This window comes from Saccharopolyspora spinosa NRRL 18395 (assembly GCF_000194155.1).
Lineage (GTDB): Bacteria > Actinomycetota > Actinomycetes > Mycobacteriales > Pseudonocardiaceae > Saccharopolyspora > Saccharopolyspora spinosa.
This window is the reverse complement of record NZ_GL877878.1, coordinates 3,509,476-3,534,138: the sequence shown is the minus strand read 5'-3', so window position 1 is coordinate 3,534,138 and position 24,663 is coordinate 3,509,476. Positions and strand designations below refer to the sequence as shown.

The window sequence follows — 24,663 nt, the reverse complement described above, 5'->3', positions numbered from 1 at the left end:
CGCTACTCTCACTACCGGTCGCTCAGCGTGGTCGGCCCATCCGGGTCGTCCACGTCGACCGCGGACGGCTGGCCGAAAGGCCCCTTACGACTTCGAACGCCACGGCGACGGGATGCAGGCATGCGGGCGTACGGGTTCACCGAAGCGGGTGGACCGGAGAAGCAGGTCTTCCTCGACGTCCCGGTGCCTGCCCCCGGCCCGGGTGAACTGCTCGTCCAGGTGCGCGCGGCGGGAGTGAACCCGGGGGACTGGAGGCTCCGGGACGGCACCTACGGCATATCCGGGCCTGCGGTGCTGGGCCGTGAAGTGGCCGGGACCGTTACGGCGCTCGGGCCGGGGGTGGCGGGGTTCTCGGTCGGCGACGAGGTGTTCGGTGGCTGCCCGGGGATGGTCGGCGGCTGGGCGGAGCAGGCGCTGGTCACCGCGTCGTTCGCGGCGCATCGACCAGAATCGGTGTCGCGGGAGGCGGCAGCCGTGCTGCCAGTCGCGGTCGGCACCGCGCACGATGCGCTGGAGAACCTCGGCCTGCCCGCCGGTGCCACGCTCTTGGTCAACGGTGCAGGTGGCGGCGTCGGGATCCCGGTCGTGCAGCTCGCGCGGGCCCGGGGGATCAACGTCGTAGGCGTGGCGAGCCCGGCCAAGCACGACCTCGTCGCCGGGTTCGGGGCGACCCCGGTGGCCTACGGCGATGGTCTTCTCGATCGGGTGCGCGTCGCCGCGCCGAATGGGGTCGACGCCGTCTTCGACCTCGTGGGAGGCGCGGCCCTGCGCGCCGTCGCAGGTCTGGTCGCGGACCGCTCCCGGCTGTTGTCGGTGGCCGACAAACCGCTGGTTCGCGAACTCGGTGGCCAAGTGGTCGAACGGGACCGGAGCACTGCCGTGCTCACCAGTCTCGTCCGGCTGGTCGCTTCGAAGGCGTTGGACCCGCACGTCGCGCAGATTCGTCCGCTGGACGAGGCTCGCCAGGCGCTCGCCGAGGTCGAGAACGGGCACGTCGTCGGCAAGGTCGTCCTCGTCCCCTGACCGGACCGGGACTGCATTCGGCTGGCTTCCGGTGTGCGTCCGGTAGCCCTCCCGCGCTGCGCTGAGGTGTCGTGCTGCCGCCCGCTGGCGCCGGGTGCACCGCGCTGAAGCCGAGCACCAGCAGGGGAATGATGAGCATGATCAACCAGGCACCGTCGAAGAACTTCCCTGCGGTGATCACGAGCGCGGCCGGCGGTGGTCAGCGCCGCGCCGATCGCTGTCAGCGCCAGCCCTGACCCCCAGCCGCGTCCCTTCTCCTTGCTGGCACGCGGCGCATCGCCGATGTCGCCGCACCACCGGGCGGATCCCGCGACGGCTCGACCGTCCTCCCTGCGCAGCGCAGAGCCAGCATCACTTCTCAGCGCACGGGCTCGGGGCGGGCGGACCGGGCTGGCCCGTACTGCACTGATCCGCACCGAACGGCATCGATTTGTCCTGTGACGCGAACCCGGCGTTGCGTTAGAGCCTCGTGTACGTGTCGATATCCTGCTCGAACTCGGCGATGACCTCGGCGGTCAGCGTCGGGCGTGCGTCTGCGATCGCTTTCAGGTATTCATCGGTCGTCGCGAGCTCGGTCCTCGTGCAGCACGTCGCGCTCGAACGCGGCCTGGGCGCCCTGGCGCGCGGCGAACTCGATGTCCGCCGGGGTGAACAGTTCGGTTCGCTGCACAAGCAGATCGAGATCGACGTTGTCGCGCGCCAGGCCGGGTCCAGCGAGCCCACCGCGTTGGTGGCGCAGACCAGCAGGCGGTGGTCGTGTTCGCGGAAGCCCGGGATCAGCTTGAGCAGTTCGTTGGTCACCCCGTGCGCAGGGCCCGCCGCATAGGTGGAACGGGTTCCGGCGATCTCTTCGACCTCGTCGAGCTCGGCGGGGTCGAGTTCTTCCACCTTCTCGAAGTAGGTCAGGTCGGTACGCGGCCGGTAGCCGGAGTTGACCATCGCCCGGAAACCCGCGGCTCCCTCGGACACCAGGCTGGTGATGCGGTGCACGCCCAGGCCTCGCAGCTTCTTCTCCAACTCGGCCAGCAGTGCGCTGCCGATGCCGCGGTTGCGCCACCGGGCGTCGAGGGCGAACAGCGCCAGCCAGGCACTGTCACCCTCGACCTTGGCTGCCGCCATGCCGACCACGTCCTGCTGCACCACCGCGACCAGGGCCGGATGCCCGGCCCGCGCGATCGACACCACCTCGGCGGCGGAGAACACCGGCTCCCCGCCTTCCCTGGTCTGGTTCCAGATGTGGATCGCCTGGTCCAGGTCGTCGTCGTGGAAATCGCGCACCCGCCAAGCCGGCATGGCACACCTCCCGCTTCCGCCCTGCGCTGCGGTGCACCGAATATGAGGCGAAGCTCGGCCGTCGGCAGCGGAGTTCGGAATCGGGACAAGAGCGTTTTCCGCGCCGCAGCAGCAGGATCTTCAACTTGGCTGAATTCTCCGCCGGAATTCCGGGGTGCGGCAAAGTGATGTTTCCGAATTGCCGATAAGCCGCACCTATCAGTTGCCGGTTCCGGCTCAGTTGCCGGTTCCGGCGGGGACGAGGTTCGGTTGCACCCGTTCTGCTCCGGTGTAGATGTTCATGGAGGTGCCGCGCAGGAAGCCGATGAGCGTCAGCCCGGAGTCCGCCGCGAGATCCACGGCGAGCGAGGAAGGGGCGGACACGGCCACCAGCGCCGGGATGCCGGCCATCACCGCTTTCTGGACCAGTTCGAAGGACGCCCGGCCGCTGACCATCAGCACCGAGTCCTGAAGCGGCAGCCGGTCCGCGCGCAGGGCGTCACCGATGACCTTGTCCACCGCGTTGTGCCGCCCAACGTCCTCGCGCAGGCAGGTGAGCTGACCGTCGGCGGTGAACAGTCCGGCGGCGTGCAGGCCGCCGGTGCTGTCGAACACCCGCTGGGCCGCGCGCAGCCGGTCGGGGAGCGTCGTCAGCGTCTCTAGGTCGATGCGCAGCGAGTCCTCGCCGAGCGGCCAGGTCGTCGTGGTGCGCACCGCGTCCAGGCTGGCCTTTCCGCACAGTCCGCATGAGGACGTGGTGTAGAAGTTCCGTTCCAACGACGGGTCGGGTGGTGCCACGCCTGGCGCCAAGGCCACGTCGACGACGTTGAAGGTGTTGGAGCCATCGGCGGTGGCACCCGCGCAGTAGCGGATCCCGGCCACGTCCTCGCTGACGCGGACGACACCTTCGCTCACCAGGAACCCGACCGCGAGGTCGAAGTCGTGCCCGGGGGTGCGCATGGTCACGGTGAGGGGGCGGCCGGCGACCCGGATCTCCATCGGTTCCTCGGCCGCGAGGGTGTCCGGGCGCTGCGACGGCACTCCCTCGCGGATCCGCAGCACACGCCGCCGCGCGGTGACTCGTCCCATGAGTTCGTCCTTTCCAAGCACACGGTGTGGGAACTGCTGGCGCAGGAGTTCGTCATCCCCCGGCGAGTGACGGCTCCAGCCGGACCACGATTCCCTTGGAGGTAGGTGTGTTGCTGATGTCGGCCACGCTGTCCAACGGCACCAGGACGTTGGTTTCCGGGTAGTACGCGGCGGCAGAACCAGGCGTCGTCGGATAGCCGACCACCCGGAAGTTGCGCGCACGCCGCTCCACCCCGTCGTGCCACACGCTCACCAGGTCCACTTCGGCACGATCGGCGAGTCCGAGCGCGTCCAGGTCGGCCGGATTGACGAGCACGACCCGGCGCGCGTTGTGGATTCCCCGGTACCTGTCGTTCGGCGCGTACGGGATGGTGTTCCACTGGTCGTGGGAGCGCAGCGACTGCAGCACCAGATGTCCGGCCGGGGGTTTGAGCATCTCGAACTCGTTGCGGGTGAAGATCGCCTTGCCGCTCGTGGTCCGGAAAACCCCGCGGTTCACCGGGTTCGGCAGCGCGAACCCGCCCGGCTCGGCCACCCGCGCGTTGAAGTCCGCGAAACCCGGCACGACGCGCGAAATCCGGTCCCGGATCGTGCCGTAGTCCGCCTCGAACCCCTCCCACGGGATGGCGGGGTTGTCGCCCAGGGTCCGACGAGCCAGCCGGCTGATGATCGCCACCTCGCTGAGCAGCACCTCCGAGGCGGGTTCCAAGCGACCGCGGGAGGCGTGCACCTCGCTCATCGAGTCCTCGACCGTGACGAATTGCTCGCCGCCGGCCTGGACATCCCGGTCGCTTCGCCCGAGCGTCGGCAGGATCAGCGCGGTTTCGCCGCAGTCAGCTTGGTCGAGATGTGCGCGGTCAGCCGGCAGCGGCGCATCGCCTGCTCGGTGATCTCGCTGTCCGGCGCGGCCCGCACGAAGTTCCCGGCGACGCCTAGGAAGAACTTGGCGCGGCCGTCGCGCATGGCGCGGATGGAATCCACCGAATCCCAGCCGTGCTCGGTCGGCGGCGTGAACCCGAACTCGCGCTCCAGCGCATCCAGGAAGCCCTGCGGCATCCGCTCCCAGATACCCATCGTGCGGTCGCCCTGCACGTTGCTGTGGCCCCGCACCGGACAGGTACCGGCTCCGGGCTTGCCGATGTTCCCGCGCAGCAGCAGGAAGTTGACGACCTCGCGGATGGTGGGGACGCCGTGCTTCTGCTGCGTCAAACCCATCGCCCAGCAGACGATGATGCTCTTGCTGGCCAGGACCCGGTCGCGCACCTGCTTGATCTCCTCGCGGGTCAGCCCGGTGGCGGTGCGGACCTCGTCCCAGGTGATCTCGTGGGCGCGCTCGGCGAACTCCGCGAAACCGCTGGTGTTGGCCTGGATGAACTCGTGGTCGAGCACGGTGCCGGGGTTGGCGTCCTCGGCCTCCAGCAGCAGCAGGTTCAGCGCCTTGAATAGCGCGAGGTCACCGCCGGGGCGGATCTGCAGGAACTGGTCCGCGATCGCGGTGCCGCGGCCGATCACCCCGCGAGCCTTCTGGGGGTTCTTGAACCGGATCAGCCCGGCCTCGGGCAACGGGTTCACGGCCACGACCTGCCCGCCGTTGCGTTTGGTCTGCTCGAGCGCCGACAGCATCCGCGGATGGTTCGTGCCGGGGTTCTGGCCGACGACGAAGACCAGGTCGCTGTGGTGGATGTCGTCCAGGCTCGCGCTGCCCTTGCCGACGCCCAACGTCTGCTGCATCGCGGATCCGCTTGATTCGTGGCACATGTTGCTGCAGTCGGGCAGGTTGTTGGTGCCGAACGCCCGCGCGAACAGCTGGAGCAGGAATGCCGAGCGAACAGCTGGAGCAGGAATGCTGCCTCGTTGTTGAGCCGGCCCGAGGTGTAGAACAGCGCCTCGTTGGGGGAGTCGAGCGCCCGCAGCTCGTCGGCGAGCAGGTCGAACGCGGCGTCCCAGGTGATCGGCTCGTAGTGGTCCGAGCCGGGCCGCTTGACCACGGGCTCGGTGAGCCGGCCCTGGTGGTTGAGCCACTGGTCAGACTTCTGGGCCAGCTCGGAGACGGGGTGCTGCCGGAAGAAGTCGGCGGTGACCCGGCGCGTGGTCGCCTCGTCGTTGATGTGCTTGGCGCCGTTCTCGCAGTACTCGTTCATGTGCCGGTGCTTCGGATCGGGCCACGCGCAACCGGGGCAGTCGATTCCTTTCGCCTGGTTGACGTTCAACAGCGTCAGCACCGTCCTGCGAGGCGTGGTCTGGCTCAGCGAGTACTCCAGGGCGTGCGCCACGGCGGGCACACCGGCCGCCCAGGTCTTCGGCGCGACGACCGAGAGTTCGTCCTCGCCAGGACCTTCGACCTTGTTCATGATGTGGCCACCCCTCGCGTCCGTCGCCGGCATTCGCCCGCTGGCGGCGGGCCCGAGACTCCACCGCTGATCCAGCGTTTGCCGCCCGCGCGGGGAAGTCAAAGAAGCAGTGGCGATCTAGTGATAGGCGCCGTTTATCTAGCGACGACCGAGCGGCTCGGCCTCGACCCCGCGTGTTCGGCGTCACCAAGTGGTCGCGGCTCGGACAAGCCCGTGCACCGGTCTGACAGGTATCGCCGATCACTTGATCCTGGTCGACGCGGCGGCTTCCCCCGACCGTGGCACCGCCCCGCAACGGGGCAGCCGTGTCTGGCGCCGGAATTCGTTGGGGTGAAACACAAGTCGCCGATCGTGGTGGCGCGGCGGCTTCGACGTCGTGGACGAAACCGAGCGGACCGTGCCCAGCCGAATTCGGGTTCGGTCCCGCACCGCAAACCTGGCCGTGATGCGACGGATCTGCGTCAATTGCCACGGGAGGTTGTCGTGAGATTGCCGAACGAGCGCGAGATCCGCTGGGCGAGAGTTCGATTCCACATCCGGGAAGCGGCCACGGCAGCATCGACGACCGCTGGGGTCCTTCCGCGACAAACGTGGTCCCGATGCGGGTGCTGACCTTCGGGCACGGCACCGCCGACGCAGCGACCATGACCGGCCTGCTGCGCGGCGCCGAGGTCCACCTGCTGGTCGACGTGCGCACCGCACCCGGCAGCCGGTACAACCCCGATGCGACGCGGTCGGCGATGTCGCAGTGGTTGCCGGAGGCCGACATCGGTTACCGATGGGACGCCCGGCTCGGCGGGTGGCGCCGGGCGCACCCGGACAGCCCCGACACCGCGCTGCGCAACCGGTCGTTCAGCGGTTACGCCGAGTACATGCGCTCCGCCGGTTTCCGGGTCGCCATCGACGACCTGCTGGCCGACGCGGCCGCGGAACCGACCGCGGTGATGTGCGCGGAGTCGGTGTGGTGGCGTTGCCACCGCAAGATGATCGCCGACTTCCTGACCCTGGTCCGCGAGGTGGAGGTCGTCCACCTGATGCATGACGGGACGGTGCGACCGCACCGTCCCAGCCCCGAGGCGCGCCTGGTCGCCGGCCGGGGCGTGCTGGTCTACGACGCAGGCCAGCCCCCGCTCGGCCCGGACTGGACCTGGTGACTGCGCCGGTGAGCAGCACAGCACCCTCTGTGCCTGGTGCCCGAGGCGGAACCGGTGGCATTCGGCCCTGCCGTAGATGCCGGTGAACCTTCCGAACACGGCGTATGTGATTGCAAACATCGGAGTTGGCCATCGATCGGAGCTGCCGCCCGCGCGGTCGGACCAGGTCATGGCGACGGTGCGAAACACCGCTGCCGTCGGTTCTCCAAGCTCCGGCGTGGTCGAATGGGTCATGCTTTTCCGCCAGCTCGAGTACTTCGTGGCACTCGCGCGGGAGCGGCACTTCGCCCGCGCCGCGAGCGCCTGCTACGTGTCCCAACCAGCGCTGTCCGAAGCCATCCGCAAGCTCGAACAGGAGCTGAAGGTGCCGCTGGTCCGGCGTGGGCGCAGCTTCGAAGGCCTCACCCCCGAAGGCGAGCGGCTCGTGCTGTGGGCGCGGCGCATCCTGGCGGATCACGACGCGCTCAAGCAAGAGGTGGCGGCCCTGCAGACCGGTCTCACCGGCGAGCTCCGGCTCGGGGTGATCCCGGCTGCCGCGAGCACCGTCGCGCTGCTCACCGATCCCCTCTGCGCCGAGCACCCGCTGGTGCGCGTGCAGCTGGAGACGAGCCTGCGATCCTCGGAGATCGTCGAACGGATCCGCCGCTTCGAGCTGGACGCAGGGATCATCTACCCGGACGGGCCGAACACCACCGGCCTCGTGGTCACCCCGCTGTACGAGGAGCAGCACGTGCTCATCGCCAGCACCGAACTGCTCACCGGCCAAGCGGAGACCATCAGCTGGTCGGACGCGCTGGAACTGCCGATGTGCCTGCTCACCGAGGGGATGCGCGGCCGCCAGCTCATCGACGACGCGCTGGCCACCCAGGACCTCGCGGTGACGCCGCAGCTCGAGGCCGACTCCGTGGTCGCGCTGCTCGCGCACGTCGGCACCGGCCGGTGGGCGAGCATCATTCCGCAAACCTGGATCCGAACCCTGCGGCCCCCGGTCGGTACGCGCGTGCTGCGGCTGGAGAACCCGTCCGTCACTGCTGAGATCGCGCTCGTCACCAGCGCGGTGGAGCCCGGCTCGGTGCTGGCCCGCGCGTTGGTGCAGGTCGCGCGGAACGTCCGCGTCTACGACGCGCTCAGCAGCGATCCACGCCCCGCATCCGGCTGACGATCAACCACGCCTATCGAGCAGTCAGAACCGCATCTTGGGATGCCCCCGGCGTGCGAATACGACGAGGTGCACGGCTTCAAGTACTGGGACAGCGCGACCTGCTCGGCTTCGTCGACTGCACCGAGAATCCCGGCGGCGCGACGGCTCGGACGGCGGTGAGTTCGAGGTCATCGGCCCGCCTGAACTCACGGCCGCCGTGGCGCACCTGGCCCGCCGCTACGCCCGCGCAGCGACCGACGAAATCACCAAGAGGCCCGCACGCCGATGAGCGAAGCGGGCATTGATGTCGGTGGCAGTCCGCATCGGGAGAGGTAGAGGATCCGGCGACGACGACGGCGGCGGCGTCGTCGGTGAACGGGCCGAAAGTATGAGGTGCCATGCCGTTGTCTCGGTCGATCGGTTGATCTTTGCTGCCACTTCGGCCGATACGGCGGACTCCTCGGATGGATAGCGTCGATCGGGTCAAGGGCGATACCAGGATTGAGGCGGATCATGATGACGTTTCCGGCCACCGCGAGCCGTGATCACGAGCTGGGGCTCAACGCGACTCGACGTGCTCGCGCGCTCACCGAACCGATGCTGCGGGATCTCGTCGACCGGCTCGGTCCGTCGCTGGCGCGTATCGGCAGATACCACTTCGGTTGGCGCGCAGGGGGTTCCTTCACCGGGGGCAAGGCCATCCGGCCCACCTTGGCCCTGCTCGCGGCGGAGGCGGTCGGTGCCGTGGCAACGGATGCGTTGCCCGCGGCTGCCGCCGCCGAACTCGTGCACAACTTCAGCCTGATCCACGACGACATCATCGACAACGATGAACTGCGACGCGGCCAGCCGGCGGTGTGGAAGGAGTATGGGGTTCCGGCGGCGATCCTGATCGGTGACGCGCTGCACTCCGAGGCGTTCGGGATCCTGCTCAGCGGAGGCGGCCCCAACGCCGCTGCGGCGGCTGCGCGCCTTGCCGCCGCCATGCGGGAGGTCGTCGTGGGGCAGGTCGAGGACCTTCGGTTCACCGAGCGGCCGTGGACGGGCGAGCAGGCGGTGAGCATCGCCGAGTACCAGGCGATGGCCGAAGCCAAAACCGGTGCGCTGCTGGCCTTCTCCGCCTCGGCCGGTGCCTTGCTGGGCGGTGCTGACGCTGCGGCTGCGGACTGCTTCGACCGTCTCGGGCGCCATCTGGGCCTCGCGTTCCAGTGCACCGATGACGTGCTCGGCATCTGGGGCGATCCAGCGAACACCGGCAAGCCAGTCTTCGGGGACCTGCGCGAGGCCAAGCGGACGCTGCCGGTGATCGCTGCGCTGACCGCCGAGGCGCCCGCGAGCTCGCGGCTGGGGGCTCTACTCGGGCGCGGCGTGCGCACCGACTCGGGCCTGCGACTAGCGGCGGAGCTCATCGAGGAGGCTGGTGGGCGTGAGTTCGCCGAGCGGGAAGCTGCCAGGCAGCTTGCCGGGGTCGACGACTGCCTCGCCTCGCTGTCGATGCCCGTTGAGATCCGCGCTTCCTTCGACGCACTGGCCCATTCGCTGATCGGGAGGATCAAGTGACCGGGCCCCGCAGCAGCATGAGACGTAGTACCCCGTCATTGTCCAAAAGCTGCCACCAAATCCTAAAAGGACGATGATCGCGACGTAGGTCGGAGTGCTGCCCGAATGCATTCCAGACCGGCGCGTGGATCCTGCCGGATGAACGCCCGCTCCCGGCCGGACCGGAATCCTTCCTCGACGCCGGCGAGCCATCCATCTACTTCGGCTGGGTAGTTCCGCCCGCTTGCGCGGCATGGGCGAATCCGGGGAGAACATCAGCCAAGTAGTGGTGGAAGCGGCCCGCGCTCTCGGTCACCGCGCGATCATCTCCCGCCAGTGGGCCGACCTGGTACTGGCAGACGATGGGGCCGACTGCATCTTGATCGGAGAGAACCAACCACCACGCGTTGTCCGGCCGGATCGCCGCAGCCCAGCGCCACGGCGGCGCGGGCACCACCACAACGGTCGCGCGAGCCGGATCACCCCAGACCGTGCTTCCCCAGCAGTGCGACCAGAACTACTGGGCAGGCCGCGTCGACCAGCTCGGCATCGGGGTCGCCCACACCGGCAGCGCATGCCCACCATCGACTCGCTGGCCAACTCGCTCAGCAGCGTCCTGGAACCCGCGACGGCCGCGCCCTCTCTCGCCGCCGCGATCAGCACCGACGGTACGCCGACCGCCGCACGACACCTGATGGCCCCGCCGGACGCCTAAGGCCCAACTTCACCTCGCACTGGCCAGCGGCGGATCGTCTCGGTCGATTGCGTTCTCCGATCGCCGTCCGGCGGGCGAGTTCCGCAGATGGCGGTGTTTTGCCTGTTCACAGGCATTTTCGGGGCTCGCCAGGTCCGGCGGGTGGCAGCGGTCGTTCACCGGCCGTATACGAATCGCTGTTGCACTGAGCCGCGTTCGGCGGGAGCCCGTCGAGAGAGGCGAAAGGTGCGCAGTGAGCCGTATTGAACTGCAGGGTCTGAGCCGCCGATTCGGGTCGGTCACCGCCGTGAACGACGTCTGGCTGGATGTTGCCGACGGGGAGTTCGTGGTGCTGCTGGGCCCTAGCGGCTGCGGCAAGTCCACCCTGTTGCGGATGATCGCCGGCCTGCTGCCGCCGACCGGGGGACGGCTGCGGCTCGCGGGCGCCGACATCACCGACGTCCCGCCGCAGCAGCGCGACCTCGCTATGGTCTTCCAGAGCTACGCCCTCTACCCGCACCTGTCCGTGGCCCGCAACATCGGCTTCCCGCTGCGGGCCCGGCGCTGGTCCCGGGCCGACATCCGCGCGAAGGTCGCCGAGGTGGCCGCCACCCTCGACCTGGTTGAGCTGCTCGACCGCAAGCCGCGCGAACTCTCCGGTGGTCAGCGGCAACGGGTGGCGTTGGGCCGGGCGTTGGTCCGCGACCCAGGCGCGTTCCTGATGGACGAGCCACTGTCCAATTTGGATGCCAAGCTGCGGGCCAGCACCCGTGCGGAGATCTCCGCACTGCACCGGCGATTGGGCGCGACGATGGTCTACGTTACCCACGACCAGGTCGAGGCGATGACTATGGCAACCCGGATCGCCTTGCTCGACGGGGGAAAGCTGGAACAGGTCGGCACCCCGGCGGAGGTCTACGACGAACCGGCCTCGGTGTTCGTCGCCCGGTTCCTGGGCTCGCCTGCCATGAACCTGCTGGACGTCAACGTGCGTGCCGAAGGCGGCGCGCTCACGGCTCGGGCCACCGACGTCGAGCTCGGATTGGGCATCGATGGCGAGATGCCCGAGCGCGAGGTGGTGCTCGGTGTGCGGCCAGAGCACCTCCGCCCGGCCGGGTTGGCGGAACCCGGCATCCGCGCAGCGGTCACCGCGGTGGAGAACCTAGGCAGCGAGGAAGTCGCCCTCTGCGAGGCCGCTGCCCGCTCGATCTGCGTGCGCGGACCCCGTCCGCTGGGCCTGCGGCCTGGCGACCGGGTGAACCTGACCACCCGCCCCGAACACCTGCATCTCTTCGACCCCGGCAGCGGCCGCAGGCTGGCCTGGCGGCCTGCCCCGGTCGCCGCAGGCGTTTGATTTCCCATCAGAACAAGGAGAATCCGATGAAAAAGTCCCTCGCCGCAGCGGGCGCGGCGACGGCTCTCTTGCTGGCCGCCGCCGGCTGCGGGCTCGGCACCACCGACACCCCGACGGCGGTGGGCCGGGCTCCGGAGCTGGCCCCCGACCAGAAGGTCTCGATCGTCTTCGAGAGCTACAACTTCGGCCAGGCCGGCGCCTGGACCGACACCTTCAACGAGCTGATCGACGAGTTCCAGAAGACCCATCCGAACATCACGGTGACCGCGCAGAAGCCCCAGGGCAACAGCTCGAACCCGGCCACGGACACGATTCCCAGCCTGCAGAGCCAGCTGACCGCGGGTAAGCCGCCGGACGTGGCGCAGCTCGGCTTCAGCGACCTGGACTTCGCCGTCAACCAGCTCGGTGCCGCGCCGCTGGACGATCTGGTCGGCAAGGACGAGGTGCAGCGGAACTTCGACGGATCGCGACACCCGTACGCCCCGACCGCGCGGGCACTCGGCGACTGGAACGGCAAGACCTACGGCGTTCCGTTCGTTTTCTCCACCCCGACGCTCTACGTCAACCAGGACCTCTTCGCCGCCGCCGGGCTGGACCCGGCAAGACCGCCGGCGACCTGGGACGAGGTGCAGCAGGCGGCGCTGGCAGTCAAGGAGCACACCGGCAAGGACGGTGCCTACGTCGACTGCATGACCAAGGCGTCCAAGGACTGGTGCTTCCAGGCACTGGTGCGTTCCAACGGCGGCCGGGTGATCGCCCAGGACCGTAGTTCCCTCTCCTTCGCTGAGGCGCCCGCGGTCGAGGCCGTGCAGAGCATGCAGAACATGGTGCGCTCCGGCGCGATGCCCAACCGCACCCAGATGCAGGCGGTGGATGCCTTCGCCCGCGGGGAGCTGGGCATGATCCTCGAATCCAGCGCCACGCAGGGCAACTTCCTCAAGGGCGCCGCTGGGAAGTGGCGGCTGGGAGCGGCCCCGATGCCGGGGTTCCAGGGCAAGCCGACGGTGCCGACCAACTCGGGCGCGGCGCTGTTCGTGTTCTCGCACTCGCCCGAGAAGCAGCGGGCCAGCTGGGAACTGATGAAGTTCCTGACCAGCGAGCAGGCCTACACCAAGATCGCGAGCAAGATCGGTTACCTGCCGCTGCGCACCGGACTTGTCGACGATCCGAACGGGCTCAAGTCGTGGGCCGACAAGAACCCCTACCTGAAGCCGAACCTGACGCAGCTGGCCAACATGGAACCGTGGGTGTCCATGCCCGGCCCCAACTACCTGCAGATTCGCGACGGCATGATGGAGGCAGTCGAGAGCTCGGTGTTCCAAGGCGCGGACGCCGCGACCGCGCTGCGGGCCAAGCAGGCCGAGGTGTCCAAGCTGCTGCCGGGTGGTGGCAGATGACCCGACCAGACCTCACGCTCGTGCAGCTCAGCGACACCCACCTGCGGCCGGCGGACGGCTTGATGCACGGTGTCGTCGACACAACGGCGAACCTGACCACGGCCGTCGAGATGGTCGAGAACTCCGAGGCCGACGTGGCGGCGCTGCTGCTCACGGGTGACCTCGCCGACGACGGAGACCCGGCGGCGTACCGCAGGCTGCGCAGCATCGTCGCGCCTGCCGCACGCCGGCTCGGCGCCGAAATCGTCTATGCGATGGGAAACCACGACGAGCGCGCGGCGTTCCGCGCCGAGCTGCTCGACCAGCATCCCGCGACGGGCGACTGCGACTCGGTGTCCACGGTGGACGGTCTTCGGGTGGTGGCGGTGGACAGCAGTGAGCCCGGCCACCACGATGGTCACCTGTCGGACGCGCAACTGGACTGGCTGGCTGGCGTGCTGGCCACCTCGGCCCCCTCGGGCACCGTCCTGGTCAGCCACCACCCGCCACTGCCCTCGCCGGTGCCGACGGTGCACCTGCTCCGGTTGCGCGGCGCGGACCGGCTGGCCGAGGTGCTCAGGGGCACCGATGTGAGGCTGATCGTGAGCGGGCACGCGCACCACACCGGGTGCGGTGCGCTGGCCGGAATCCCGGTTTGGGTGGGCCCAGCACTCGCCTACGGCGTGGCCGCGGTCCCGCCCAGGGGCCGGCTGCGCGCCGGAGCGGACGCCGGGTTCAGCCGCATCGACGTGTTCGGCGACCAGATCGTGGCCACCGCGGTCCCGCTGTCCACGGCTGACCAGGTCTACGACGTGGACGCGGCCGAGCGCCTGCGGATGGTGCACGAAGTGGTGGGGGCCTGGTGACCGGCACTTTCGTGGAGGTCTCCTCGCCGAGTGCGGCGGGCGCGGAGGCTGCGCCCGCCCCACGCCGGTCGGCGTGGAGCCGGGTGCGGCGGATCGCACCGCCGTACCTCTACTTGGCGCCTGCCGTCGCGCTGCTCGTGTTGTGGACCTACCAGCCGCTCGCGCAGACGGCGTACCTGTCGGCGCAATCCTGGAACCTCGTGCCGACCTCGCCCATGCGGGAAGTCGGGTTCGCGAACTACGTTCGCCTGCTCACCACGCCGGAGTTGGGCGAATCGGTGCTGCGCACCTTCGCGGTGATCGCCGGGATGCTGCCGTTCACCGTGCTGATCCCGACCGTCGTGGGGTTGCTGACCCGTCATGTGCGCGGCCGCGCCGCGGCTGTCTACCGCGGCCTGGTGTTCGCGCCGATGCTCGTCGCGCCGGTCGCCGGGGCCGCGGTCTGGCAGTGGTTGCTCGATCCGACCGCCGGTGTGGTCAACCGGCTGCTCGGAACCGAGCTGAACTGGATCAACACCACCGGGACCGCGCAGTTGGTCATCATCGTGATCACTGGGTGGCATTTGGTCGGGTTTGCCGCGCTGGTCGTCTCCGCCGGGCTGACCGGGATCAACCCGGACTACGCGGCAGCGGCGCAGGTCGACGGAGCCTCGCGCGGGCAGGTCACGCGGTGGGTCACACTGCCGCTGCTCTCGCCGACGCTGGCCTTCCTGGTGCTGATGACGGTGTTGCTGTCCGCGCAGTGGACCTTCCCGCTGATCGACACCCTCACCCAAGGAGGCCCGGTCGGCGCCACCACCAACGTCTACTACCTGCTGTGGGAGTACGGGTTCCGCAGCCACGACGCGGGGTTGGCCGCAGCGGCCGGGATCATCTTCTTCCTGGGATTCATCGTGCTCGCCGCATTGCTGGCGAGCCTGGCGGATCGGTTGAGCCATCATGACGACTGAACGCAGCCCGAACGACGAGCCGGTCGGCGCACGCAGCCCGGCGCAGCGGGCCCTGGGCCACTCCGCCCTCGGGTTGCTCGGCTTGTTCTGCGTGTTCCCGATCTACTGGCTCTACGCCACGTCGTTGCGCGCTCCCGGCGATGTCTACCAGCTGTCGGTGCTGCCGTGGCCGCTGTCCACCGGCAATTACGCCGACGCGCTCGGCAAGATCGACCTCGCCGGGATGCTGCTGAACACCGCGATCGTGGCCGTGCTCAGCGCGCTGGGGCAGCTGCTGATCGCGCTGCTCGCCGCTTATGCCTTCGCGGCCTGGTCGTTCCCGTTCCAGCGGCTGCTGCACCTGATGTTCGTGGGCACCTGGCTGGTGCCGTTCCAAGCGACCATGCTGCCCAACTACGTGCTGCTGGCCCGGTTGGGCCTGTTGGAGACGCTGGCCGGGGTGATCATCCCGACGCTGTGCTCGGCATTGGGCGTGCTGCTGCTGCGGGAGCACCTCAAGAACTTCCCGAAGGAGCTGCTCGACGCGGCGCGGATGGACGGCCGGTCATCTTGGAGTTCATTGTGGACGGTCGTGGTGCCTTCGCTGCGCCCGGTGCTTGCGGCGCTGGGCATCCTGCTGGTCATCACGGCGTGGAACGAGTACTTCTGGCCGGCTATGGTGCTGCAGCGCAGCAACGCGGTGGTGCAGCTCGGCCTGCGCAGCTTCCTCGGCACGGAGGGCAACGAGTGGGGACCGCTGATGGCCACTGCGGGACTGACCTGCCTTCCGGTGTTCGCGCTCTACCTGGTGCTGCAACGACACATCGTGAACGCGTTCGTGCGATCCGGCCTGAAATGACGCTGCGAACACGACGCGGCAGCGGGTTCTGCCATCGGGTCGCCAGTTGCGGAGCACGTCGCCTGCAGATGAATCCTCACTCCACCGCACCGGGGGGAAGGCATTCCAGGAACGCGTTCACGAGCGGGCCGTGCTCGGTGGGCCAGACGGCGTGGAGATCGAGGATGGGTACGGGGTCGACCAGCGGGACGGTGGTGGTGCGCGCGCCGGGGGAGCGGACGTCGGTGAGCCGGCCCCGCAGCGCCGAGGCGAAGCCGACAACCGGCTTGACCGCGGCGAGGATGGCCGTCGCACCCGGGTCGTCGACCTCTTCGGCGACGGTGAGCTGGATTCCGCTGGTCCGGGCGGCGGAGAAGATCGTGTCGTACATGGCCGACGACTGCTCCCGGTTGAACAGCACGCAGGGTTCCCCGGCGAGCTCGCCGAAGGGCACCCGGTCGAGACCGGCCCAGCGGTGTTCCCGGCCGACCACGGCGACCAGCGGTACGCGCAGCAGCAGGCGGCTGGTGAGGTTGGTCGCCGCCGGCTTGCCGTACACCATCGCGACGTCCAGCCGCCCGTCGGCGAGTGCCGCCAGCTGCGGGCCGGTCCGCATCTCGAACATGGTCACGTCGATCGCCGGGTGGCGGCTGTGCAACGCGGTCAGCGTGGCGGGCAGGATCCGTTGCCCGGCGGGGAAGTTGTACCCGACCCGGACAGTGCCGGCCCGACCGGCAGCGGCCGCACGCGCGGCCTGCCCCGCCCGCTCCGCCCTGGCGACGATGTCCTGCGCGAGTTCGCGGAAGGTTTCCCCGGCGGGGGTGAGCCGGACCTCGTGCGAGTTCCGAGCTACCAGCGCCACCCCGACCGAGCGTTCGAGCCGCTGCAGGTGCTGGCTCAGCGACGGCTGCGCCAGGTGCAGCCGCGCCGCGGCCCGGCCGAAGTGCAGTTCTTCGGCGATAGCTAGAAATGAGACGAGATGCCGCAGTTCCACGCCTGACCTCCCTGGGTGCCGCCACGCTATCGGGCGCTGGAGAGCGACGGATGAACAGCGGGCGACGGGCAGTGGTGGATTGGCGCCGATCGCCGTCTCCGGCCCGGTCAGCCGAGGTCGGCGAGCTTGCGCTCCAGCACCGCCCTTTCGCGTTCGTTGCCGCACATCCGCACTGCGAGTTCCAGTTCGGTGCGCGCCTCGTCGGAGCGTCCCATGCGGGCGAGCAGTTCTCCGCGAACGCTCGGCAGCAGATGCGAGTTCGACAGCACATCAGCGGCCACCAGCTCGTCCACGATCGGCAGCGCTGCAGCCGGTCCCCGAGCCATGAAGACCGCCACCGCTCGGTTCAGGTCGACCACCGGTGACGGCGCGAGCCTGCCCAGAGCCTCGTAGATGAGCACGATGCGTTCCCAGTTCGTCTCGTCGACGGACGGAGCGACGGCATGGCACTCGGCGATCGCCGCCTGCAAACCGTAGGCGCCCAGCCCCCGGCCGACCTGCGCCGCGCGGGCCAGGGCGGTTCGTCCCCGGCGGATCGCGGCGCTGTCCCAGCGGCGGCGGTCCTGCTGCTCCAGCAGCACCGGCTCGCCGTCCGGTCCGGTGCGGGCGGGGAAGCGCGCCGCGGTCAGTTCGAGCAGCGCCAGCAGGCCGTGGACCTCGGGTTCGTTCGGCACCAGCCGGGCCAGCACACGCGCGAGGCGCTGCGCCTCGCCAGCCAGGTCGAGTCGCAGCAGGTGGTCGCCGGAGCTGGCCGAGGAGCCTTCGGTGAAGATCAGGTAGACGACGCTGAGCACCGAGCCGAGCCGCTCGGCCCGCTCCTCGGCCGGTGGCACCTCGAACGGCACCCGGGCCGCCCCGAGGGTCTTCTTCGCCCGGGTGATCCGGGCCTGCACGGTCGCTGTCGGAACGAGGAACGCCTTGGCGATCTCGTCGCTTGTCAGACCGCCGACCACCCGCAAGGTGAGTGCCACCCTCGCCTCCCGCGACAGCACGGGGTGGCAGGAGATGAACACCAGCGCGAGCACGTCGTCGTCGATCTGGTCCGGATCCCACAGCACGTCCTCGGGATCCCGGGCCGGATCGGCGAGTCCGCTGCCCGAGGCGACGCCGCCCTCGCCGAGGTTGTGGGCCAGGGCGGCGTACCTCTCGTCGAGGGCGGAGCGCCGGCGGAAAGCGTCGATCGCGCGACGCCGGCCGACGGCGAGCAACCACCCTGCGGGGTTTCGGGGTACGCCGTCGCGCGGCCAGGTCACGAGCGCTTCGGCCAGCGCTTCTTGGGCGAAGTCCTCGGCCAGCGCGAAATCGCCGGTGTACCGCGCGAGTGCACCGACGATCCGCGCGGACTCGATCCGCCAGACGGCGGCGACTGCCTCACGGCCGGTGGGATCGGCCATCGCCCTTCGACCCGCTCAGAGCTGGCCGGTGGCTTCGCGCCACGCCCGCTCTCGTTTGATCCACTCGTTGTCCTGCGGGAACTCGTCGATCGTGGCGACCCGGCGGATCTCCGTTTTGAAGCCCGGGCCGGTCATCGGCGACCGCTTGGCCCACTCGATGGCCTCCTCTTTCGACGCCACGTTGAGGATGTAGAACCCGCCGAACAGTTCTTTGGTCTCGCCGTACGGGCCGTCGGTGACCACGGGCGGCTCGGAGGAGTAGTCGACGACAACGCCTTCGGCGGCGTCGTCGAGTCCCTCCGCGGCGACCAGCACGCCGGCCCGGATCATCTCATCGTTGTACTTGCCGACGGTCTCGAGCATCTCGTTGAAATCAACGTCCGCCATCCCCGCGTAGGCCTCGTCGTTGGCGCGCATGATCAGCATGTACTTCATGGTTCTGGCTCCCTGGGCCGTCCGGGTCCTTCTCGGACCCTCTCACCCCTAGGTCGAACGGATGATGTCGTGGATCGACACACCCGTAGAATTTCTTGCGAGAGTTTCCGGCAGCGTACGACTCGTCATCCGCGGAAGTCCGGTGATCATGGGTCATGCCTGCTGGTACCCGCTGGCTGCACGGGTCGGTGCGGCGCCTCGAAATCGTCCTGCGCCACCAGGTAGGACTTCAAGACCCCGGAGCGGGGGCTGTGCTGTCGGCGGGTTCGTCACGCGCTGTCCAGGGGCCCGCCCTCGGCTTTGGACGTCACCGCGTTCATGGACGCACCCCACATCCCGCGCAGGCTTCGGCTGGGGCGACCTGTGGGGGCCCCGGAATCACGATTCGGACGCGCGTGCGGGATGAGCCTCGCTCCACTCTTGATTAATTCAAGAAAATGGGCCAGACTGCGGCGCGTGCCAACGACTGCGGACCTCGAGCACCTGCTGCGCGGGGTTTCACTGCGAGTGACCCGTCCTCGGGTGGCAGTGCTGTCTGCGGTGCATGATCACCCGCACGCTGACACGGAATCGATCATCGGTGCCGTGCGCAAAGATCTTCCCAAGGTGTCCCACCAGGCCGTCTACGACGTGCTGCGCGCGCTGACCGCCGCGGGTTTGCTGCGTCGCATCCAGCCGATGGGGTCCTTGGCCCGCTATGAGGCGCGGATCGGGGACAACCACCACCACCTGGCATGCCGGTCGTGCGGCGTCATCGTCGACGTCGACTGCGCTGTGGGAGCCGCGCCCTGCTTGACTGCCTCCGATGCCCACGGCTTCACGATCGACGAGGCCGAGGTCATCTACTGGGGACTGTGCCCGGCCTGTTCCCCCGAGCCAGTTCCGGAAAAAACCCGCTGATGAGCCCGAAAGGATTCCCGTGACTGACAGCACTGACCCCGTTGTTGGCGAGGCGCAGGAGGAGAGCGCAGGCCAGTGCCCGGTCGCGCACGGACGCGCCCCGCACCCGACCGAAGGCGGCGGAAACCGCCAGTGGTGGCCGAACCGGCTCAACGTGAAGATCCTCGCGAAGAACCCGCCGGTGGCCAACCCGCTGGGCGAGGAGTTCAACTACGCCGAGGCGTTCAAGGCCCTCGACCTGCCCGCCGTCAAGCGGGACATCGAAGAGGTGCTGACGACCTCGCAGGACTGGTGGCCGGCCGACTTCGGGCACTACGGTCCGCTGATCATCCGGATGGCGTGGCACAGCGCGGGCACGTACCGCATCAGCGACGGCCGCGGTGGTGCCGGTGCCGGTCAGCAGCGCTTCGCGCCCCTGAACAGCTGGCCGGACAACGTCAACCTCGACAAGGCCCGCCGCCTGCTGTGGCCGGTCAAGAAGAAGTACGGGCAGAACATCTCGTGGGCCGACTTGCTGATCCTGGCCGGCAACGTCGCCCTGGAGTCGATGGGCTTCGAGACTTTCGGCTTCGCCGGTGGTCGCGAGGACGTCTGGGAGCCCGACGAGGACGTGTACTGGGGCCCCGAGACCACGTGGCTCGGCGACGAGCGCTACACCGGTGACCGGGACCTCGAAAAGCCGCTGGCGGCGGTCCAGATGGGCCTCATCTACGTCAACCCGGAGGGCCCGAACGGCAACCCGGACCCGATCGCCTCGGCCCGCGACATCCGCGAGACGTTCGGCCGCATGGCGATGAACGACGAGGAGACGGTCGCGCTGATCGCCGGTGGTCACACCTTCGGCAAGACCCACGGCGCGGCGCCCGACAGCAACCTCGCGGCCGACCCCGAGGCCGCCCCGCTGGCGGAGCAGGGCCTGGGCTGGAAGAACTCCTTCGGCGCCGGAAACGGAGCGGACACCATCACCAGCGGTCTCGAGGTCACCTGGACCTCGACGCCGACGAGGTGGAGCACCAACTTCCTCTGGAACCTCTTCAGTTTCGAGTGGGAGCTGACCGAAAGCCCGGCCGGCGCGAAGCAGTGGAAGCCGAAGGGCGGCGCGGGCGAAGGCACGGTGCCGCACGCCCACGACTCGTCGAAGCGGATCGCGCCGAGCATGCTGACGACCGACCTCGCGCTCCGGTACGACCCGATCTACGAGCCGATCGCGCGGCGGTTCATGGAGAACCCCGAAGAGTTCGCGGACGCCTTCGCCCGGGCGTGGTTCAAGCTGACCCACCGGGACCTGGGGCCGAAGTCGCTCTACCTCGGCCCGGAGGTGCCGGAGGAGACCCTGCTGTGGCAGGACCCGCTCCCGGCGGTCGACCATGAGCTCATCGGTGCCGAGGACATCGCCGACCTGAAGGCCAAGATCCTCGACTCGGGTCTGGACATCTCGCAGCTGGTCTCCGCCGCGTGGGCGTCGGCCTCGACGTTCCGCGGCAGCGACAAGCGCGGTGGCGCCAACGGCGCGCGGATCCGCCTGGATCCGCAGAAGGGTTGGGAAGTCAACAACCCCGACCAGCTCGCGAGGGTGCTGAGCACCCTGGAGGGCATCCAGGAGTCGTTCAACGCCGCCCAGACCGGGGGCAAGAAGGTCTCGCTGGCCGACCTGATCGTGCTCGGTGGGTGCGCGGCCGTCGAGCAGGCCGCCAAGGCCGCCGGCCACGAGGTCGAGGTGCCGTTCACGCCGGGCCGCGTCGACGCCTCGTCGGAGCAGACCGACGCGGAGTCCTTCGTCGCGCTGGAGCCCGCCGCGGACGGGTTCCGCAACTACCTGGGCAAGGGCAGCCGGCTCCCGGCCGAGTACCTGCTGCTGGACAAGGCGAACCTGCTCACGCTGAGCGCGCCCGAGACGACTGTGCTCGTCGGTGGTCTGCGGGTCCTCGGCGCGAACTACTCCTCGGAACTCGGTGTCCTCACCGACACCCCGGGGCAACTGACCAACGACTTCTTCGTGAACCTGCTCGACCTGGGCATCACGTGGAAATCGACGTCGGAAGAAGCGCAGACCTTCGAGGCTCGCGACGCCTCGGGCGAGGTCAAGTGGACCGGCAGCCGCGCCGACCTCGTCTTCGGCTCGAACTCGGAGCTGCGCGCGCTCGCCGAGGTCTACGCGAGCGACGACGCGAAGGAGAAGTTCGTGCGCGACTTCGTCGCGGCGTGGGACAAGGTGATGAACCTCGACCGGTTCGACCTCGTCTGATCCCGACGTGCAGGTCGGCCCGCGCCGAGCGGGTCGCGTGCATTCAGCCCTGAGGGCTGGCGAGACCCCGTCCCTGTAGTTATCCGAGGGCGGGGTCTCGCTTCTGTAGACAACTTCTGGGGCTGCTGGTGTTCGGTTCTGCTGCGGTCTCGCTGTTCACCGTCAGGCTGCTTGCAGCCTCTTCCACCTATCTCGCCGATGCCTCGCGGGTATGCTCGCTCCGTGGCAGGGATCAACGACTTCGCCGTGCGGGTTCCGTCGCCTCTCGTTGAGTTGCGAGACGAGACGTTGGATCGGTGCGGCATTCGCCTGTACATCAAACGTGACGACCTTATTCACCCTGATATCCCTGGCAACAAATGGCGTAAACTAAAGTACAATATTGCAGCCGCCAAAGAACAGAACGCGACGAGCTTGCTTACCTTCGGCGGAGCCTATTCGAATCACATCCGCGCCACGGCGGCGGTTGGGCACTATTTTGATTTCCGCACTATCGGGATCATTCGAGGCGAAGAACATCTTCCGCTCAATCCTTCGCTGGATTATGCCGCCAGCATGGGAATGCGCCTCTCGTATCTAGATCGTGCCAGCTACCGCAATAAGACTTCGCCAGAAGTGCTCAATGAGCTTCGCGATACGTTCGGTGAATTCTACTTGATACCGGAAGGGGGCAGCAATGAGCTCGCGCTGGCGGGTTGCAAGGAACTGCCGCATGAGATAGGAATCAATTTTGATGTAATATGTTGTGCGTGCGGAACGGGTGGGACATTGGCGGGGATAGCGGCAGGGCTCAAGCCGGGCCAGCGTGCGCTGGGTTTCTCGGCTCTAAAGGGTGGGGATTTCTTGCGCAATGACATAGCCAGCCTCCAAAGGCGAGCCTTTGGCGGAGACACGGGCAATTGGTCGATAGAATGCGAGTTTCACATGGGCGGCTATGCTCGCCGTAACCATGAGCTGGATGATTTTATTGATTCTTTCGAACGCAGCCATAAGTTGCGCCTTGACTGGATATACGTCGCGAAGATGATGTACGGAATCTTTTCATTGGTGGAGATGGGAAGGTTTTCGCGGGGCTCGACGTTGGTTGCTGTCGTCACGGGCTAACCATGTCGTAGGCGTTCGACGTCTTATACGCGTCGATGGTAAGCGCGTTGCGCATTCTTTCCGGTGTCCGCCTCTTGTCAAGTCAATTCCCATTCGCCGCTATTGACTGAAAAGTCACGACCGAATCCCAGCCACATGCCGCGCATTTGTCGTCCGCTAGGGTCGATAATGAGTTGTAGTGCGCCATAGTATGAAGCTCCCTTGTAGTATCCTGTGGGCGACGTCGTTTCGTGCCAGGTCCCGGTGGCTACGGGATTTTTTAAGGCTAGCTCAAGTTGAAGGCGTGACCCAGTGCTGTGTGGCACGTTCTGGGCAATAAGTCTGTTTCCCTCCTGGCGCAACACTACATAGTGTTCGTCGGTAAATTCTCCATTCCGGCCGGTACTCGGGTAGGCATAGCGACTGTGCCAGATGCCGCTAAACCCTGCTTCTCCGAATGTAAATGGCGACCGCGAGAATCAATCAGCCGGAAACCCCGCCACCGGTTCCGTGGCTGGGGTACCGGACCCGCGCGGTACTCGGAGACACCGACACCGGCGGTGCCCCCGTCTCCGTGCTGCCCTTGCCGACGCTGACCGGTTTCGCCATCCACAACCCCAGTTACCTCACTGTCGGACTATGGCCTGTAGCTCCCCTGGCTACACCCGACCTGGTGCGCTTCACCGAGCAACTACCCACCTCGTGGCGATCCGGGAAGGCCCTGTTCCGTGCACTGCTGCAACGTGCTGGGCTTCCCGCTCTGGTGACGCATCCGAAGCGCCCCGAACCTTTCCGTGACCTCATGCAGCACGGGCTACGACGCTACGGCCTGCCGCTGCTGCGCCGCCTCCTGCGCGAGGGAATGCTGTTGGCAGACAACGGTCATGTCGATCCGGCTGCTCTCACTGAGGCCGTTAAGGAGGCGGAACAGCATGGACAGGTACCGAGCCTGTTGTGTGACACGCTCACCGTCGAACTTGGCCTACGCAGCCTCACTACTAGTTCACCCGTGCCAGCAGTAACCCCCGGAGCGACCGTGAACCCGACCGATCTCACCTCCAGCAATCTGCTTTACCGGTGCCCAGAGTGGTACGACGAAGTTCAGACAGACCCCTCCGGTACCGCAGTTCGCGCCGTCGAAGACCTGATAGCCGACTACGTGCCCGATGCCACCACCGTGGTGGAGTTCGGGTGTGGCACGGCAGCCGATCTCCAGCGAATGGCCACGTCTGGGGTAAGCCGCGTCGGTGTTGATCTGCAACCTGCCATGATCGCTCATGCTCGCCTACGTCACCCCGATCTTGACCTGCGCATCGGGGACATGCGAACAGCCCGGCTGACTGGCCTGCTGGGAAGTGCTGACGTGGTGGCCTGTCTGGGCAACTCGCTGGCCTACCTGCACACCGATGATGAGATCGGCGACGCCTTGGCCACGTTCGCCGCGCACCTGCATCCAGGCGGCCTGCTCGTCCTGTTCACTCCGATTCAGCCACCCGCCACTGGCGCTGCGCGGACCAGTCGCGTTGACACAGCCAGCGTGCACGGCACGGTCACGATTCGCTACGAGTGGAATCCGCAGAACCAGATCTCGACCCTGCATCGGCACTGGCTGTTGGACGACGGGCGCACCTCCACCGACGTGATCCGCCGCCGCGTGATCAGCCCTGGAGAGCTCCACAACCATCTCAACGCCGCCAGGTTCCAACACCTGGAGACGTTCGCCGACCCTGCCCGCAGAAATGAACCGGTGGACGCTCCCTCCGCGTACACCGCAGCCCGATTGATGGCGTGAGACTGCCAGGTGACGGCGTCCAAGACTTGGGTGCGGTCCAGACGCCGCCTCGTACCCGCCGGGAGTAGATCCGTCGGCTCGGGTCCACAATGCCCTATAACGCCTGATCAGAGCGCTGCTGATGGGAGGTTGAAACGGATACCCCCGATAGTTCAGGCCGGAGCGGTGTTGACTTCGGCGCATAGTTGGCAGAT

20 protein-coding genes and 2 pseudogenes are annotated in these 24,663 nt (G+C 68.0%); 15 read left to right on the top strand and 7 right to left on the bottom strand.

Going from position 1 to position 24,663, the window contains the following annotated elements; genetic code table 11:
- Positions 1 to 120: 120 nt before the first annotated feature.
- Complete coding sequence (locus tag SSPN_RS0117355; RefSeq protein WP_010696503.1) at positions 121 to 1,023, top strand: NADP-dependent oxidoreductase; 903 nt, start codon at positions 121 to 123, stop codon at positions 1,021 to 1,023.
- Positions 1,024 to 1,482: 459 nt separating this feature from the next.
- Here SSPN_RS0117355 and SSPN_RS44285 read toward each other — a convergent pair whose 3' ends face one another.
- From SSPN_RS44285 to SSPN_RS61665, 3 genes and pseudogenes are all read right to left on the bottom strand, one after another.
- Positions 1,483 to 2,316, bottom strand: a complete 834-nt coding sequence (locus SSPN_RS44285; RefSeq protein WP_010696499.1) for a GNAT family N-acetyltransferase — start codon at positions 2,314 to 2,316, stop codon at positions 1,483 to 1,485.
- 216 nt (positions 2,317 to 2,532) lie between these two features.
- Entirely contained in the window at positions 2,533 to 3,384 is an 852-nt protein-coding gene (gene fdhD / locus SSPN_RS0117340; protein WP_010696498.1) for a formate dehydrogenase accessory sulfurtransferase FdhD, read from the bottom strand.
- Between the two features lie 52 nt (positions 3,385 to 3,436).
- Positions 3,437 to 5,735 (bottom strand): annotated as a pseudogene (locus SSPN_RS61665) (FdhF/YdeP family oxidoreductase).
- 599 nt (positions 5,736 to 6,334) lie between these two features.
- Between SSPN_RS61665 and SSPN_RS0117320 the strand changes: the two are divergent.
- The 3 genes from SSPN_RS0117320 to SSPN_RS0117310 all read left to right on the top strand — a co-directional run bounded on the left by SSPN_RS0117320 (position 6,335) and on the right by SSPN_RS0117310 (position 9,590).
- Entirely contained in the window at positions 6,335 to 6,889 is a 555-nt protein-coding gene (locus SSPN_RS0117320; protein ID WP_044574248.1) for a DUF488 domain-containing protein, read from the top strand.
- A gap of 169 nt (positions 6,890 to 7,058) precedes the next feature.
- Positions 7,059 to 8,048, top strand: a complete 990-nt coding sequence (locus tag SSPN_RS0117315) for a LysR family transcriptional regulator (RefSeq protein WP_237710577.1) — start codon at positions 7,059 to 7,061, stop codon at positions 8,046 to 8,048.
- Positions 8,049 to 8,543: 495 nt separating this feature from the next.
- Positions 8,544 to 9,590, top strand: a complete 1,047-nt coding sequence (locus SSPN_RS0117310; protein ID WP_010696493.1) for a polyprenyl synthetase family protein — start codon at positions 8,544 to 8,546, stop codon at positions 9,588 to 9,590.
- A gap of 196 nt (positions 9,591 to 9,786) precedes the next feature.
- Here SSPN_RS0117310 and SSPN_RS44275 read toward each other — a convergent pair whose 3' ends face one another.
- A complete protein-coding gene (locus SSPN_RS44275) occupies positions 9,787 to 10,023 on the bottom strand; it encodes a hypothetical protein (RefSeq protein ID WP_143539563.1) in 237 nt (78 codons plus the stop codon).
- Between SSPN_RS44275 and SSPN_RS62705 the strand changes: the two are divergent.
- From SSPN_RS62705 to SSPN_RS0117280, 7 genes and pseudogenes are all read left to right on the top strand, one after another.
- A pseudogene (locus tag SSPN_RS62705) lies at positions 9,977 to 10,081 on the top strand (hypothetical protein); the annotation flags it as partial. The gene SSPN_RS44275 and the pseudogene SSPN_RS62705 sit on opposite strands and share 47 nt — an antisense overlap.
- Before the next feature lie 62 nt (positions 10,082 to 10,143).
- Positions 10,144 to 10,284 (top strand): hypothetical protein, encoded by a 141-nt coding sequence (locus SSPN_RS56775; RefSeq protein WP_010696489.1) that lies wholly within the window; start codon positions 10,144 to 10,146, stop codon positions 10,282 to 10,284.
- A gap of 232 nt (positions 10,285 to 10,516) precedes the next feature.
- Entirely contained in the window at positions 10,517 to 11,617 is a 1,101-nt protein-coding gene (locus SSPN_RS0117300; RefSeq protein WP_010696487.1) for an ABC transporter ATP-binding protein, read from the top strand.
- 26 nt (positions 11,618 to 11,643) lie between these two features.
- The gene (locus SSPN_RS0117295) at positions 11,644 to 13,014 is read left to right on the top strand and encodes an ABC transporter substrate-binding protein (RefSeq protein WP_010696485.1); all 1,371 of its coding nucleotides are present in this window, start codon (positions 11,644 to 11,646) and stop codon (positions 13,012 to 13,014) included.
- A complete protein-coding gene (locus tag SSPN_RS0117290; RefSeq protein WP_010696483.1) occupies positions 13,011 to 13,859 on the top strand; it encodes a metallophosphoesterase in 849 nt (282 codons plus the stop codon). Before SSPN_RS0117295 ends, SSPN_RS0117290 begins: the two co-directional genes overlap by 4 nt.
- Entirely contained in the window at positions 13,856 to 14,809 is a 954-nt protein-coding gene (locus tag SSPN_RS0117285; RefSeq protein ID WP_010696481.1) for a carbohydrate ABC transporter permease, read from the top strand. The genes SSPN_RS0117290 and SSPN_RS0117285 overlap by 4 nt, the downstream gene beginning before the upstream one ends.
- Positions 14,799 to 15,647, top strand: coding sequence for a carbohydrate ABC transporter permease (locus SSPN_RS0117280; RefSeq protein WP_010696479.1), 849 nt, complete (start codon positions 14,799 to 14,801; stop codon positions 15,645 to 15,647). Before SSPN_RS0117285 ends, SSPN_RS0117280 begins: the two co-directional genes overlap by 11 nt.
- A 76-nt stretch (positions 15,648 to 15,723) precedes the next feature.
- Here the strand turns inward: SSPN_RS0117280 and SSPN_RS0117275 are convergent, their stop codons facing one another.
- The 3 genes from SSPN_RS0117275 to SSPN_RS0117265 all read right to left on the bottom strand — a co-directional run bounded on the left by SSPN_RS0117275 (position 15,724) and on the right by SSPN_RS0117265 (position 18,449).
- The gene (locus SSPN_RS0117275) at positions 15,724 to 16,620 is read right to left on the bottom strand and encodes a LysR family transcriptional regulator (protein ID WP_010696477.1); all 897 of its coding nucleotides are present in this window, start codon (positions 16,618 to 16,620) and stop codon (positions 15,724 to 15,726) included.
- A 107-nt stretch (positions 16,621 to 16,727) separates the two neighbouring features.
- Positions 16,728 to 18,014 (bottom strand): RNA polymerase sigma factor, encoded by a 1,287-nt coding sequence (locus tag SSPN_RS0117270; RefSeq protein WP_010696475.1) that lies wholly within the window; start codon positions 18,012 to 18,014, stop codon positions 16,728 to 16,730.
- Between the two features lie 15 nt (positions 18,015 to 18,029).
- Positions 18,030 to 18,449: a YciI family protein gene (locus SSPN_RS0117265; protein ID WP_010696473.1), complete on the bottom strand. Its 420-nt coding sequence runs from the start codon at positions 18,447 to 18,449 to the stop codon at positions 18,030 to 18,032.
- Between the two features lie 456 nt (positions 18,450 to 18,905).
- Here SSPN_RS0117265 and SSPN_RS0117260 point away from each other — a divergent pair, with 456 nt between their 5' ends.
- The 4 genes from SSPN_RS0117260 (at position 18,906) to SSPN_RS54900 (ending at position 24,469) form a co-directional block, all read left to right on the top strand.
- Positions 18,906 to 19,349 carry a Fur family transcriptional regulator gene (locus SSPN_RS0117260; protein ID WP_010696471.1) on the top strand — a complete coding sequence of 148 codons (444 nt, stop codon included), beginning with the start codon at positions 18,906 to 18,908 and terminating at the stop codon, positions 19,347 to 19,349.
- Positions 19,350 to 19,368: 19 nt separating this feature from the next.
- A complete protein-coding gene (gene katG, locus SSPN_RS0117255) occupies positions 19,369 to 21,594 on the top strand; it encodes a catalase/peroxidase HPI (protein ID WP_010696469.1) in 2,226 nt (741 codons plus the stop codon).
- Between the two features lie 222 nt (positions 21,595 to 21,816).
- Positions 21,817 to 22,698, top strand: a complete 882-nt coding sequence (locus tag SSPN_RS0117250) for a 1-aminocyclopropane-1-carboxylate deaminase/D-cysteine desulfhydrase (RefSeq protein WP_237710576.1) — start codon at positions 21,817 to 21,819, stop codon at positions 22,696 to 22,698.
- 553 nt (positions 22,699 to 23,251) lie between these two features.
- Positions 23,252 to 24,469: a class I SAM-dependent methyltransferase gene (locus SSPN_RS54900; RefSeq protein WP_148271983.1), complete on the top strand. Its 1,218-nt coding sequence runs from the start codon at positions 23,252 to 23,254 to the stop codon at positions 24,467 to 24,469.
- Positions 24,470 to 24,663: the final 194 nt, after the last annotated feature.